The sequence below is a fragment of the Mesorhizobium sp. KR2-14 genome (genome assembly GCF_040049255.1).
Lineage (GTDB): Bacteria > Pseudomonadota > Alphaproteobacteria > Rhizobiales > Rhizobiaceae > Pseudaminobacter.
In genome coordinates this window covers 306676-319153 of the sequence record NZ_JBDZDR010000002.1, presented here as the reverse complement: position 1 = coordinate 319153, position 12478 = coordinate 306676, and the positions used below count along the sequence as shown (strand labels likewise).

12 protein-coding genes are annotated in these 12478 nt (G+C 62.5%); 7 read left to right on the top strand and 5 right to left on the bottom strand.

Going from position 1 to position 12478, the window contains the following annotated elements; all coding sequences use genetic code 11:
* Positions 1-55 precede the first annotated feature (55 nt).
* Together ABLE86_RS06025 and ABLE86_RS06020 are read right to left on the bottom strand one after the other, a co-directional pair.
* Positions 56-1543: a glutamine synthetase family protein gene (locus tag ABLE86_RS06025; RefSeq protein ID WP_348778028.1), complete on the bottom strand. Its 1488-nt coding sequence runs from the start codon at positions 1541-1543 to the stop codon at positions 56-58.
* Positions 1544-1600: 57 nt separating this feature from the next.
* Positions 1601-2548, bottom strand: a complete 948-nt coding sequence (locus ABLE86_RS06020) for a DMT family transporter (RefSeq protein WP_348778027.1) — start codon at positions 2546-2548, stop codon at positions 1601-1603.
* 196 nt (positions 2549-2744) lie between these two features.
* Between ABLE86_RS06020 and ABLE86_RS06015 the strand changes: the two genes are divergently transcribed.
* Complete coding sequence (locus tag ABLE86_RS06015) at positions 2745-2942, top strand: hypothetical protein (protein WP_348778026.1); 198 nt, start codon at positions 2745-2747, stop codon at positions 2940-2942.
* Positions 2932-3228, top strand: a complete 297-nt coding sequence (locus ABLE86_RS06010) for a type II toxin-antitoxin system RelE/ParE family toxin (protein WP_348778025.1) — start codon at positions 2932-2934, stop codon at positions 3226-3228. Before ABLE86_RS06015 ends, ABLE86_RS06010 begins: the two co-directional genes overlap by 11 nt.
* 9 nt (positions 3229-3237) lie before the next feature.
* Here ABLE86_RS06010 and ABLE86_RS06005 read toward each other — a convergent pair whose 3' ends face one another.
* Positions 3238-4674, bottom strand: a complete 1437-nt coding sequence (locus ABLE86_RS06005) for an XRE family transcriptional regulator (RefSeq protein WP_348778024.1) — start codon at positions 4672-4674, stop codon at positions 3238-3240.
* A 246-nt stretch (positions 4675-4920) separates the two neighbouring features.
* Between ABLE86_RS06005 and aceA the strand changes: the two genes are divergently transcribed.
* From aceA to ABLE86_RS05980, 5 genes are all read left to right on the top strand, one after another.
* Positions 4921-6210, top strand: a complete 1290-nt coding sequence (gene aceA / locus ABLE86_RS06000) for an isocitrate lyase (protein ID WP_348778023.1) — start codon at positions 4921-4923, stop codon at positions 6208-6210.
* Between the two features lie 62 nt (positions 6211-6272).
* Positions 6273-6512 carry a hypothetical protein gene (locus tag ABLE86_RS05995; RefSeq protein ID WP_348778022.1) on the top strand — a complete coding sequence of 80 codons (240 nt, stop codon included), beginning with the start codon at positions 6273-6275 and terminating at the stop codon, positions 6510-6512.
* A gap of 252 nt (positions 6513-6764) precedes the next feature.
* Positions 6765-7226, top strand: a complete 462-nt coding sequence (locus ABLE86_RS05990; protein ID WP_348778021.1) for a response regulator — start codon at positions 6765-6767, stop codon at positions 7224-7226.
* Between the two features lie 102 nt (positions 7227-7328).
* Positions 7329-8762, top strand: coding sequence for a glutamine synthetase family protein (locus tag ABLE86_RS05985; RefSeq protein WP_348778020.1), 1434 nt, complete (start codon positions 7329-7331; stop codon positions 8760-8762).
* Positions 8763-8773: 11 nt separating this feature from the next.
* Entirely contained in the window at positions 8774-10060 is a 1287-nt protein-coding gene (locus tag ABLE86_RS05980) for an FAD-binding oxidoreductase (protein WP_348778019.1), read from the top strand.
* Positions 10061-10167: 107 nt separating this feature from the next.
* Here the strand turns inward: ABLE86_RS05980 and ABLE86_RS05975 are convergent, their stop codons facing one another.
* Together ABLE86_RS05975 and ABLE86_RS05970 are read right to left on the bottom strand one after the other, a co-directional pair.
* A complete protein-coding gene (locus ABLE86_RS05975) occupies positions 10168-10533 on the bottom strand; it encodes a hypothetical protein (RefSeq protein WP_348778018.1) in 366 nt (121 codons plus the stop codon).
* A gap of 692 nt (positions 10534-11225) precedes the next feature.
* Positions 11226-12077: a response regulator transcription factor gene (locus tag ABLE86_RS05970; protein ID WP_348778017.1), complete on the bottom strand. Its 852-nt coding sequence runs from the start codon at positions 12075-12077 to the stop codon at positions 11226-11228.
* Positions 12078-12478: the final 401 nt, after the last annotated feature.

Below are 12478 nucleotides of genomic sequence, written 5' to 3'. Positions count from 1 at the left end.
TTCTGGGGCAGTCCCTGACTTCCGATTGGATCGCGTCTTGCTAGCCGAGCCGCGATCAGAGATAGGTCGTGCGTTCGAGTTGCGTGATCTCCGCCCAGAAGGCGAGAATCTCCGCGCGCTTCAGGTCCTGGTAGACCTTGGCCATCAAGGGGCCAAGCGCGCGCTCGATAAAGGTGCTCTTGGCCATCAGCTGCAGGGCCTCGTCCATGTCGTCGGGCAGGAAGAGCCCGCCCTCGTCATAGGCGTTGCCCACCACCGGCGGCGGCGGAACTTCCTCGTTCTCGATGCCCTCGATCATGCCCTGGAGCAGGGCCGACATCACCAGATAGGGATTGGCGTCCGCGCCGGCGATGCGGTGCTCGAGACGCTTGTTCTCCTCCGACGCCACGGGAATGCGCAGGGCCACCGAGCGGTTGTTCTCACCCCAGACCGCGCGCGTCGGCGCATAGGAGCCGGGCGTGATGCGGCGGAAGCCGTTCCAGGTATTGATGAACAGCAGGAGCGATTCCGGCATGGTCTTCAACAGCCCGGCGACGGCGGATTCCAGCCGCTTGCGCCCGTCCTCGCCGCCGAAAATGTTGCGGCCCTGTTCGTCGAGGATCGAGGCGTGCACATGCATGCCGTTGCCGGCATATTCCAGGAACGGCTTGGCCATGAAGGTTGCCGTCAGCCCATGGGCGCGGGCGCAGCCGATGACCAGACGCTGCAGCATGATGACGTCGTCAGCTGCGCGCAGAGGGTCGGCACGATGCTTGAGGTTGACCTCGAACTGGCCGGGCGCAGCCTCCTTGATGATCGTATCGATCGGCAGGCCCTGCGCGTCGGCGGCATCGCGGATCATGTCGAACAGTTCGGCATGCTCGGCCAGGTCGTCGAGCCCATACATGCGCAGACGGTCGGGGCCTGCGGTGGCGCCCACCGGGGCCGGCATGCCGTCGTCCCATTCCACTTCCGGGTCGAGCAGGTAGAATTCGAGCTCGAAGGCGACGACCGGGAAATAGCCCTTGGCATTGACCTCCGCTACCTTGCGCTTCAGCACCAGGCGAGAGTCGGCCATGAACGGCTCGCCTTCCGGCGAGAACGTCTGCAGCAGCACCTGCGCCGTCTTGCGCTTGGCCCATGGCACGATCGACAGCGAGCCGCGAGTGGCACGGCAGTAGCCGTCCTGGTCGCCGGTTTCGATGTGCAGGCCGGTCTCGCTGACCTCGCGCCCCCACACGTCGAGCCCGTGCAACGACATGGGGAAGTTCACGCCTTCCTGGAACGCCTTCTTCAGCGCATCGCCCGGCGCCCACTTGCCGCGCATCACGCCATTGGGATCGACCAGCAGGAACTCGACCGCTTCGAGGTCGGGATGCTTTTCGACGAAGGCGCGGTATTCGGCCTCGTGCTCGGGGGAGATGAAGCTGGATTTCTGCGCGACGGCCGTAGCCGGAGGATACTCGGGAGGGCGATCTTTTCCGGCAGGAAGGCCGGCAGTGTAGGAAGTTTCGCGAATGGAATTATCGATTCCGGTTTGTGCCCTTCCGGCTATTTCACGCAAGATATACCTGTCTCATTGTTGCAGATGATTTAACCTGCCCACGCCGCGACAGTTCTGTCAATGGGGAGACGGTATGCCAGCCATGGCCGGCCTGGCCGCGCGAGCCTGGCGCCTGAATTCAAGCCCGATATGGACGAGCAGCGCCGAAAACACCACCGCGCCACCCACGATGGTGCGCGCCGACGGCACCTCGCCGTGAATGAGCCAGACCCAGACGGGCCCCAGAATGGGCTCGAACGTGCCGAGCAGAGCCGCCACGGCCGCGGGCACGAGTCTGGCCCCGGTGGCGAAAAGGGCAAGCCCCAGGCCGAGATTGATGACACCGAAAGCGAACAGGAAGCCCATGTCGCGCGGCGACACTGCAAAATCCGCAACCTGGGTAGCGGCGAACGACGCCGCAAGGATGGCGCCAAGGCAAGTCGCCGGCGTCATGCGCACATGGGCGAAGCGACGGGTGATGACGGTGGCGATGGCGAACATCACCGAGATCAGCAGCGCCAGACTGTCGCCGATCGGCGAAACCTGGCCGTTGAAGGACTCCGACACCATGATGCCGACGCCGCAGATCACGGCGGCGATCGCCGCCCAGGTCGCAAGCGAAACGCGCTCCCGGAACACCGCCCAGGCAATCAGCGCCGCCACCAGCGGCACTCCGGCCTGCATCAGCAGGATGTTGGCAACAGTGGTGTAGGCAAGCGCAACCACGAAGGAACTCGATGCCGTGGCAAAACAGACAGCCACGGCAAGGCCCGGCAGGCCCATGCTGCCGAACAGTCGCAGCATGCCGCGCCAGCCATCGCGCCAGACCATGAAGCCGATGAGGAAAGCGGCCGCCCAGCATGAGCGCCAGAACACCACACTCCAGCTGTCGCCGGTTTCGATGAAACGGGCAATCGCCCCGCCGAAGCTCCACATCAGGGCGGACAGGAACACCAGCAGGATGCCGATGCGCTCGTCGCGTCCGGAACTTTGGTGACCTGCGTGCGAAACGGCGGCTTCTGTCATGCCCCGACCATCGTCGTTTCCCCCCGGCTGCGCATGCCTGTGGGCGACAGGCGCAGTCCAAGCTGCGTAGACCAAACTTCCCCGAGGTTCGTGGTCCAGCGGCCACGAGCGGTTGTGGCACCCTTTTTGGGGCTCGCGAAGAGGTTTCGTGACGGCTAGCAGAGATGCTATATGTTGATCAGGCAGGAGTTGTCGGATGAACCAGACGCTGAAAGACGCCATCCGCGCGGCGGAAGCGCTTCCGGAAGCCGATCAGGAAGAACTCGGACAGGCGCTGATGGAAATGGCGCTGCGCAAGAAGATCGACGCGCATCTTGCATTGGCCGAGGCTCGCGGCGGCGCGACGCCGCACGAAGAGGTGGTGGCTGCCCTTCGAGCCAGACATGGGAAATAGACTCGTCTGGCTCCAGCAGGCATACGATGACTTATCCGCGCTTCACGAATACATTTCCGCTGACAACGGACGCGCGGCCGACGCCTATGTAGAGGATATCTTTGCCGCCTGTGAGCGTCTGCGAGAATTTCCTCGATCAGGGCGCCCTTACAACTCTGTCTATCGCGCCCTTGTCGTTCGGAATCATCTCGTCTTCTATCGCTTCGACGAAATTGAGGAGCAGATAGTTATTGTCGCGGTTCTTCATGGCCACAGGAACATCGCCGCTCTGTTTCCGGACGAATAATTCCGGCACTCACTGAAAATCAAACGCGCTCAGGCCCGTCACCATCTCGTCCAGCCCCAGCGGGCGGGTCACCGGCGGCTCGGCACGCGACAGGCAGCCAGTGCGCTCGCACAGCCGACAGGCCGGGCCCACCAGAGTGGCCGTCCCCTGCCCCGACCGGCCCGGCGCGCCCGGCAAGGCAGCGCCATAGACGATCTCGTCCTTGAAGCCGACGTCACAGCCCAGCAGCAGCGCAGTGCGGCGCGGCCGCTCGGTGAAGGCGCCTTGCGGGCCGTCCAGCGTGCGCGCCACGCACAGGAATTCCGCCCCGTCCGGCATTTCTACCGCCTCGACCAGTATCTGGCCGGGCTGCGCGAAGGCGGCATGCACAGGCAGCTTCGGACACCCTCCGCCGAAGCGGCTTTGCGGAAAGCCTTGCGCGCCGGCCTTGCGGAAGCGGTTTCCCGCATTGTCCACCTCAAGCATGAAGAAGGGAACGCCGGCCGCGCCCGGCCGCTGCAGCGTGGTCAGCCGGTTGGCGGCCTGCTCGAAGGAAACGCCGAACCGCGATTTCAGTACGTCGACATCGTAGCGCGCCCGCAGCGCGGCCGACTGGAAGGCTTGGTAGGGCATCATCAGCGCATGCGCCGCATAGCGGCCAAGCTCGAAGCGGGCCAGCCGGCGCGCCTCATCGGACGACAGCTTCAGCGCCTGGATTTCGGCCGCGACCGCCACGGACATGCGGATCAGGCAGGCCTCCATCGCCACCTCGCGAAGTTGGTCGAAGGGCGAAAGCCGCTCGGAAATGAACAGCCGCTGCGAATGCCGGTCGTAGCGGCGGCGCCAGTTGGGCATGGTTGCGGCCGGCAGCACCTTCACCACGATGCCGTGCTCGCGCCTCAGCCAGGCCTTGAGTGCCGCAAATAGATCGTCGCCCGCGTCGAGAACGGAGGTAAACGCCTCGGCCTCCTCTTCCAGAGCGGCAAAATGGTTTGGCCCGCGCTCGAAAACCTCGCGCACCTCGTCCACCGGCAGCCTGGCGCCGGATAGGGCCGTTGCTCGCCCTTCGCGCGCCAAGAGCTCGGAAAGATCCGACAGGCGCTCGGCCTGCTCGCGATAGGCGCGAAAGAGCTTTATCACTGCTGCGGCCGCATTCGGCGCCCCTTCGGAAAGTTCGATCAGTTCCTGGTCGCCCGGCAACTCGCCGGCCAGAAGCGGGTCGGAAAAGACTTCCCTCAGCGCCGCTATCGACCCGCGCGCCTCGCCCTGCAGTTCCTCCGGATCCACCTTGTAGACCGAGGCGAGCTTGAGGATGAGCTGCACGGTCAGCGGACGCTGGTTGCGCTCGATGAGATTGAGATAGGACGGCGATATGCCAAGTCCCTCGGCCATTGCCGTCTGGGTCAGGCCCTTGGCGTTTCGGATGCGGCGGATCCGAGGTCCGGCGAAGATCTTTTGCTCGGCCATGGCGATCTTTACATTGGTTTACAGGCTGCTCGCGATTTTTCACCGTCAGCCCGAATTTACATCTTTTACAAATTTACACGCCGCCTCAGTCAAACACAATACAGGTTTTCCCGATTTCCGGGCTCGTTTTCGGCTTTCTCCTCGCCTTCTCCGCCACCGAATGTAAATTCCGTCATACATCGATGGGCACCGACCCCAGAAACGACGCTGTTCACGATGCCTGTTTCCTTGACCCCGGAGAACGTTATGACCGATTTTTACAACCTCGTTCCGTCTGCCCCCGAAGGCCGTTTCGACGGCATCGAGCGACCCTATGACGCCGAGACGGTAAAGCGGCTGCGCGGCTCCGTTCAGATCAAGTACAGCCTCGCCGAAATGGGCGCGAACCGGTTGTGGAAGCTCATTCACGAGGAAGATTTCGTCAATGCGCTCGGCGCGCTGTCCGGTAACCAGGCCATGCAGATGGTGCGGGCCGGCCTCAAGGCGATCTATCTCTCCGGCTGGCAGGTGGCGGCAGATGCCAACACCGCGTCCGCCATGTACCCGGACCAGTCGCTCTATCCGGCCAATGCCGCGCCCGAGCTTGCCAAGCGCATCAACCGCACGCTGCAGCGCGCCGACCAGATCGAGGTTTCGGAGGGCAAGGGCCTGTCGGTCGACACCTGGTTCGCTCCGATCGTGGCCGATGCGGAAGCCGGTTTCGGCGGCCCGCTCAACGCCTTTGAGATCATGAAGGCCTTTATCGAGGCCGGCGCTGCGGGCGTCCACTTCGAGGACCAGCTTGCATCCGAAAAGAAGTGCGGCCATCTCGGCGGTAAGGTGCTGATCCCGACTGCGGCCCACATTCGCAACCTCAACGCCGCGCGCCTCGCCGCCGACGTCATGGGCGTGCCGACGCTGATCGTCGCCCGCACCGACGCCGAAGCTGCCAAGCTCCTGACCTCCGACATAGACGAGCGCGACCGCCCCTTCGTCGATCATGACGCGGGCCGCACCACCGAGGGCTTCTACCAGGTCAAGAACGGCATCGAGCCCTGCATCGCCCGCGCGATTGCCTACGCCCCGCATGCCGACCTGATCTGGATGGAGACCTCCAAGCCCGACCTCGCGCAGGCCCGGAAGTTTGCCGAAGCCGTGCACAAGGCGCATCCGGGCAAGATGCTCGCCTATAACTGCTCGCCGTCCTTCAACTGGAAGAAAAACCTCGACGACGCCACCATCGCCAAGTTCCAGCGCGAACTGGGTGCCATGGGCTACAAGTTCCAGTTCATCACGCTGGCCGGCTTCCACCAGCTCAACTTCGGCATGTTCGAACTGGCGCGCGGCTACAAGGACCGCCAGATGGCGGCCTATTCCGAGCTGCAGGAAGCCGAGTTCGCGGCCGAAGCCAATGGCTACACCGCCACCAAGCACCAGCGCGAAGTGGGCACGGGCTATTTCGACGCCGTGTCGCTGGCCATCACCGGCGGCCTGTCGTCCACCACGGCCATGAAGGAATCCACCGAACACGACCAGTTCCGCCCGGCGGCGGAATAGTCGAAATCCATAATCGTCCTGCGCGGATCCAACCGCGCGGACAAGGCAGGGAAAGCACCACAATGACAACCAGAACTCGCGTCAAGGAACGGGCCGAGGAGCAGTCTTCGGCCATGAGCCCCGAACAGCAGGCCGCGATCCGCATCGTCGCCAATGATCTCCACCGCCTCAACCAGGCGGTCATGAAGGCGGTGGAAGCCGGCGTGTCGGTGGAACTGGTGCGCTCGGCCCGGCATCACGATGCCAACGGCAACTGGGGCGATCTGCTCATTCCGGTGATCGTCACCCAGTCTTCGCGCTAGCTTCCGGCGCAACCGCGCCGCGCACACACTCGCCGAAATGCTCGCATCACCCGCACGATTTTTTTCGTGCGGGTGATGCCATTTTCACCGCACTCATTTGCGTCGACTTCCCCCTTCAAATAGTCGTTCAGTATTTTTTATGTTTTCATCAAGCTCGACATTGCGATGAGCTAGGCTTGACGTGTATGAACGCCGGAGACTATTTGCACCGCGTACTCAACTAAAAATTGAAAAGCGAGGGGAGCCGGTTCATTGTCACCTAGCAGATCAGCCCGCGGTGCCGTGTCGACCGACACGGCTGCGCCGCTCGCCGGGCACGAAATTGGCGTCATCGATACTGCCAAGGCGCTCGTCGTCGGAAACTCTCCGGTGAACCGTGTGGTCATATCGCGGATCGTCGAAAAGTCAGGTCTGCGGCCCGTTTCGGAAGACCCGGAAGCCGCTTTGAAGACGCTGGATGCGCAGCTTCCGGGCATCGTCCTTCTGGACGGCGGCGCCGATAATCGCGATTGCGACCTGCTCATGCCATCGCTGGTGGCGTTGCGCCAGCGGTTCGGCGCGCGTGCTCCGAGGGTGATTCTGCTCTCGGTCCGAATTGTGAGCGGGGAAGGCATTTCCGAACTGCCGGTGGTCGATGCGGTGGTTGCTAAGCCCATCACGCCCGAAGTGCTGCAACCTGTGTTGAACCGGCTTTTGGACGGCCTGCGCGGCTGAACCTACGCGCGGCGCAGCGGGTTTGCAAAAGTCTTCATGCCCCTTTTCTTCCGTCGCGACGCGTGGCTATACTCGCGCATCCGAAACAAATCTTGGTGATTGATGCCTGCCCCTAAAAAGGAAGTTCGCCCCTCGAAGGCCGGGGGACGCACTCGTGTGCCCGCATTTGTGAAAAACCTGCGGGGCGTAAAGGACTGGAAGGAAGCTGGCGAATGGCTTGAATGGCGCGGTATCGAAGATATCGAATGTATCACCCCCGACCAGGCGGGTGTCGCGCGCGGCAAGATGATGCCAACCAGCAAATTCACCTCCAACACCTCACTGGCGCTGCCTTCGGCCGTGTTCATGATGACCATCTCCGGTGGCTATCCGGAAGATGGCAACGGTTTTGCCTATCCGGAAGACGACGGCGACCTGAAGCTGGTGCCTGACCTTTCCACCCTCAGTGCCGTTCCCTGGGAAGAGGACCCGACCGCGCAGGTCATCTGCGACCTCGTCCACCAGGACGGCCGCTCGGTCGAGTTCACCCCGCGCAACCTGCTGAAGCGCGTTGTCGCCGCCTATGAGGCGAAGGGTTTGAAGCCGGTCGTGGCGCCGGAAATCGAATTCTACCTCGTCCGCAAGAATCCCGACCCGGACTATCCGCTGACACCGCCCGTCGGGCGCTCCGGCCGGCCGATTGGCGGCGGCGCGGGCTATTCCATCGCCGGCGTCAACGAGTTCGACGAACTGATCGATGACATCTATCATTTCTCCGAGAGCCAGGGCCTGGAGATCGACACGCTGATCCATGAGGAAGGCGCCGGCCAGCTCGAGATCAACCTGCGCCATGGCGACCCGGTCGAGCTTGCCGACCAGGTGTTCCTGTTCAAGCGCACCATCCGCGAGGCGGCGCTCAAGCACGACACCTACGCCACCTTCATGGCCAAGCCGATCCAGGGCCAGCCGGGCTCGGCCATGCACATCCACCAGTCCGTCATCGACCGCAAGACGGGCCAGAACGTGTTCTCGGCTCCCGAGGGCTCGGAGACGGAAACCTTCTTCAACTTCCTCGGCGGCATGCAGCGCCATGTGCCGAATGCGCTGGTGATGTTCGCGCCCTATGTGAACTCCTATCGCCGGCTCACCCAGGCGGCTTCGGCGCCCGTGAACAACAAGTGGGGTTACGACAACCGCACCGTGGCGTTCCGGGTGCCTCGCTCCGATCCGGCTGCGCGGCGCGTGGAAAACCGCATCCCGTCCTCCGACGCCAACCCCTATCTGGCGCTGGCGGCTTCACTTGCCTGCGGGCTCATCGGCATGAACAAGGCCCTGAAGCCGGACGCGCCGATACTGACCACGGCCAACGAGGACCAGATCGATCTGCCGCGCGGACTGTTGGAGGCGGTTGACCTGTTCGAGCAGGACGAGGACCTGCGCGCCATCCTTGGCGAGCCCTTCGTCACCACTTACGCGGCAATCAAGCGCGCCGAGTTCGAGACTTTCATGGAAGTGATCAGCCCGTGGGAGCGGGAATACCTGCTTCTCAATGTTTGAAGGCCGATCCCATGAACCACAGCAGTCCGATCTCGCCGGGATATTCCTGGTATGAGGCAACGGCCGGCGAACGGCCGGCCTATCCTGCTCTCGACGGCGACCGCAGCGCCGATGTCGTCGTCATCGGCGGCGGCTTCACCGGCCTGTCGGCGGCGGCTCATCTGGCCAAGGCCGGCGTCAATGTCGTCCTGATAGAGGCGCATCGCTTCGGCGACGGCGCCTCGGGCCGCAATGGCGGCCAGCTCGGCACCGGCCAGCGCGCCTGGGCCGAGGACCTGGAGGCCGAACTCGGCTTCACCCGCGCCAAGGCGCTGTTCGACCTCGCCGAGGAGGCGAAGGCCCATCTGCTCGATTTTGCCCGCGTGCATGAAATCGACATCGACTTCATGCCAGGCCAGTTGTCGGTCGCGCACAAGCCGCGTTTCGTCGATGCCTACAAGGCGCATGCCGAGATCCTGGCGACGCGCTTCGGCTACAAGCATGTCAGCTTCATGGATGCGAAGGAAACGGCCGAGCGCCTGGGTTCGACCGCCTATTTCGGCGGCACACGCGACACCGGCACCGGCCATATCCACCCGCTGAAGCTAGCCATCGGCACCGCGCGCGTTGCGGCCGCCGCCGGTGCGCAGTTGTTTGAGAAGACGCCGGCAACCGGCATCACCTCTTCCGGCGGCAAGGTGCGCGTCACCACTCCCTTCGGCACGATCACCGCCGACAAGGGGCTGATCGCGGTCAACGCCTATGGCGGCAAGCTGGAACCGGTGAGTTCGGCCCACGTGATGCCCATCGGCTCCTTCATCGGCGCCACGGTGCCGCTAGGCGCCGACAGCCCGGCGATCCCCGGCGGCGAGTCGGTCGACGATTCACGCTTCGTCGTGCGCTATTTCCGCAAGTCCAAGGACGGGCGGCTGTTGTTCGGCGGGCGCGAGGTCTACGCGGTGGATGACCCGAAGGACATCCACATCCACATCCGCAAGCAGATCGCCGAACTCTATCCCGACCTGAAGGACGTGGAGATCACCCATGGCTGGGGCGGCTATGTCGGCATAACCATGCCCAGAAAGCCGTTCGTGCGCGAGGTGATGCCGAACGTGATTTTCGCCGGCGGCTATTCCGGCCATGGCGTGATGCTGTCCAACTTTGTCGGCAGGCTCTATGCCGAGACCGTGGCAGGCAACCGCGACCGGCTGAAACTGTTTGAGGAACTGAAGATCCCGCCCTTCCCCGGCGGAAGCCGCCTGCGGGCGCCCTTGCTGTTCCTGGCGCTGAACTGGTTTGCCCTGCGCGACCGGATCTAGGGCCAATACCTTCGATCCGATCGGAAGCCGCCCGGTCGGGTCGAAGAGAAGAGGGCTTGCAGCCTGCCTCGAAAAAAGGCCCATCATGCCGTTCGCGTTGCAGGGGTTCAATGGTGCGAATGCCATGTGCCGTTTTTCGCGGACACGGCCTCGAGCGCGACCTCCTCGGCATAGGAAAGAACGCTTTGCCGCAACATTTCGATGAAGGCTATCTGCCCCTGCAAGGCAGCGATGCGCGCCAGGCAACGGGCCATTGTGCTGGTCGGATCTGCTATCACGGCTATTCCTTCCGGACATTGCGCCAGGAGCGCTGCGCTGTCGGAGACGCGCACATATCGGGCCTGCAGGCCCTCCGTTTCGTGCTCCACCTGGGACGATAGCTCGGTCAGGGCTTCCAGAAGCCGCTGAAAGCGCACTTGATCGGCCTGGCGGTCCCTCTCGGGTGAACGCGCCCACAGTTCGAACGGCATCATTACTCCCCCCAAAATTCTCGTTTTTTGTGTAGCTCGAGGCGCCAAACGACGCCGCGCCAAGACATCGTCGCCCACGAAACGCCGTTTCGTGCCTACGCGATGCCTTTCACCTGGTTTCGTGTTTAAGGAAGTTTGCAGCCGCGGCAGCGACCGTCATGTTGAAATGCCCGCAGCAGGGCGTGCGATCCACCCTCCCGGCGGCGCCTGCCCGGATACTGAATTCGTGTCGACGAGTGGATGGTCTCATTGAAGGCTCCGACTGCACTCACTGCCAGCCACCCGCCCAGCGGCCGTGAGCGAAAAATAGCCATGCAACGCCGCCGCCAACAATACAAAACTTACTTGCCAGAACTATTGTTTCATTGGTCGAGCAAAAAGGATTAGCACAGACGGACTGAGCTACTACTTGCGGATTAGGCCTGCTTGCGCGCCGAACAGTTTCGAGCCCGTGCCCGCGCGGCCGCATTATCTTCTCGCGCGAATGAGTCACCACCACGCGGAGGCCGGCAAGCCAGCCGCGCAGACCCTCGTCCTGGATTTGATGACGTGCGGGAAGATGGCACCGCTCAAGCGCGATCGCTTAGGGTGGCCCCGGAAATCTGCTGGCGCGCGGCCACTTGGCGCTTAGAAAAGCGCCGGTTGCGGCGGCCTCGCGGCCACCGCAACATCAGCTCGGAAGGCGCGGCGCGGGGTTATCCCTGCCGTTGCCAGCTTGCAGACTTGTTGAACGCCGGCGGCGGGAAATCTGCGGGAAAGAGGTCATTGATCTTGTAGGCCACCTCGGTGCGGTTGGTGGCCTTCAGCTTCTTCATGATGTTGCGGATGTGGACCTTGACGGTGCTCTCGCGCAGGTTCAGCTCATAGGCGATGATCTTGTTGGCCTTGCCTCGCCGCAGCGCCTCGACAACCTCCGCCTGGCGCACGGTGAACATGCCGCCCATCGGGGGCGTGGTCTCGCCACCGGAAGCCAGGCTTTGCCGCACGGCCAGAACGCTGCTGGCGGGAACGAAGATACCGCCTGCCAAGGCAAGGCTGATCGCCCCGGCACAGACATCGATGCCAACCGAGGACGGAATATACCCTCGCGCCCCGCATTCCAGCGCCTTCAGGATCTGCGAAAGCTCTTCGGTGTCGGCCAGAACAATCACCGGGATCGAGCCGAACTCCGTCTTCAACCGGACGATCTCTCCCGAAACATCCGGGTCGCTGATCTTCCGGCCGCCCACATTCAGCAAAATCGCCGCCAGCGGCGGATGTTTGTGCTGTTTGGAATTCCAGTCCTGGATCGAACCGAAAGCCAGAACCTCCATTCCGTCCTTGTGAGCCGCAAGGCTTTGCGCAAAGCACTCGCGGTCGAGAGCACGATTGTCAATGATCACCAATGAGCGACGCGGTCGCTCCGCGGTCTCGGAGACCCCGAGCTTCTCGCCGGCTGCGCCAGCGGGCGCAACCACCTCCTCCGAGGACGTTGAGGCCAGGCTTATCGCCTGGCGGCTCCCATTCAACACGGCATGACTGCCAGCTGCAGCTGTCGAATTCATCATGTTTCTACCCCACTGGTGCACCCGCAGCAGCGCCACTGCATTTTCATGGCAAACGGCTGGAGATGCACTTTCCAACTCTTGACTAACTCTTGTGGATTTCCCCCTTGGATATGCAGACGCCCATCGCAACCAGAAGTATATTTATAATTATTCGTACAACCATATCGCGAGTGATGCGACAACCTCAAATATACACACCGACCAACATGGGACATTGATCCATGTTAATAGGTCGTTTACTTTATTTAAACGAAAGAAATATTGCTACGTACCTGCATTTTTTTCCATTCGAATTCTCTAAACATGCAAATGCAGATATTATCTTTCAATATCTCCATTATGAACTGATAGATAAAATCAAGTCCCGTTGGAAAACACCGCCAGTAAAAACAATATTCTTG

Bases quoted from the DNA above. Each gene is read 5' to 3' on its own strand.
- ABLE86_RS06020 (WP_348778027.1), bottom strand. From the start codon at position 2,548: ATGACAGAAGCCGCCGTTTCGCACGCAGGTCACCAAAGTTCCGGACGC.
- ABLE86_RS06015 (WP_348778026.1), top strand. From the start codon at position 2,745: ATGAACCAGACGCTGAAAGACGCCATCCGCGCGGCGGAAGCGCTTCCG.
- ABLE86_RS06010 (WP_348778025.1), top strand. From the start codon at position 2,932: ATGGGAAATAGACTCGTCTGGCTCCAGCAGGCATACGATGACTTATCC.
- ABLE86_RS06005 (WP_348778024.1), bottom strand. From the start codon at position 4,674: ATGGCCGAGCAAAAGATCTTCGCCGGACCTCGGATCCGCCGCATCCGA.
- aceA (WP_348778023.1), top strand. From the start codon at position 4,921: ATGACCGATTTTTACAACCTCGTTCCGTCTGCCCCCGAAGGCCGTTTC.
- ABLE86_RS05995 (WP_348778022.1), top strand. From the start codon at position 6,273: ATGACAACCAGAACTCGCGTCAAGGAACGGGCCGAGGAGCAGTCTTCG.
- ABLE86_RS05985 (WP_348778020.1), top strand. From the start codon at position 7,329: ATGCCTGCCCCTAAAAAGGAAGTTCGCCCCTCGAAGGCCGGGGGACGC.
- ABLE86_RS05980 (WP_348778019.1), top strand. From the start codon at position 8,774: ATGAACCACAGCAGTCCGATCTCGCCGGGATATTCCTGGTATGAGGCA.
- ABLE86_RS05975 (WP_348778018.1), bottom strand. From the start codon at position 10,533: ATGATGCCGTTCGAACTGTGGGCGCGTTCACCCGAGAGGGACCGCCAG.
- ABLE86_RS05970 (WP_348778017.1), bottom strand. From the start codon at position 12,077: ATGATGAATTCGACAGCTGCAGCTGGCAGTCATGCCGTGTTGAATGGG.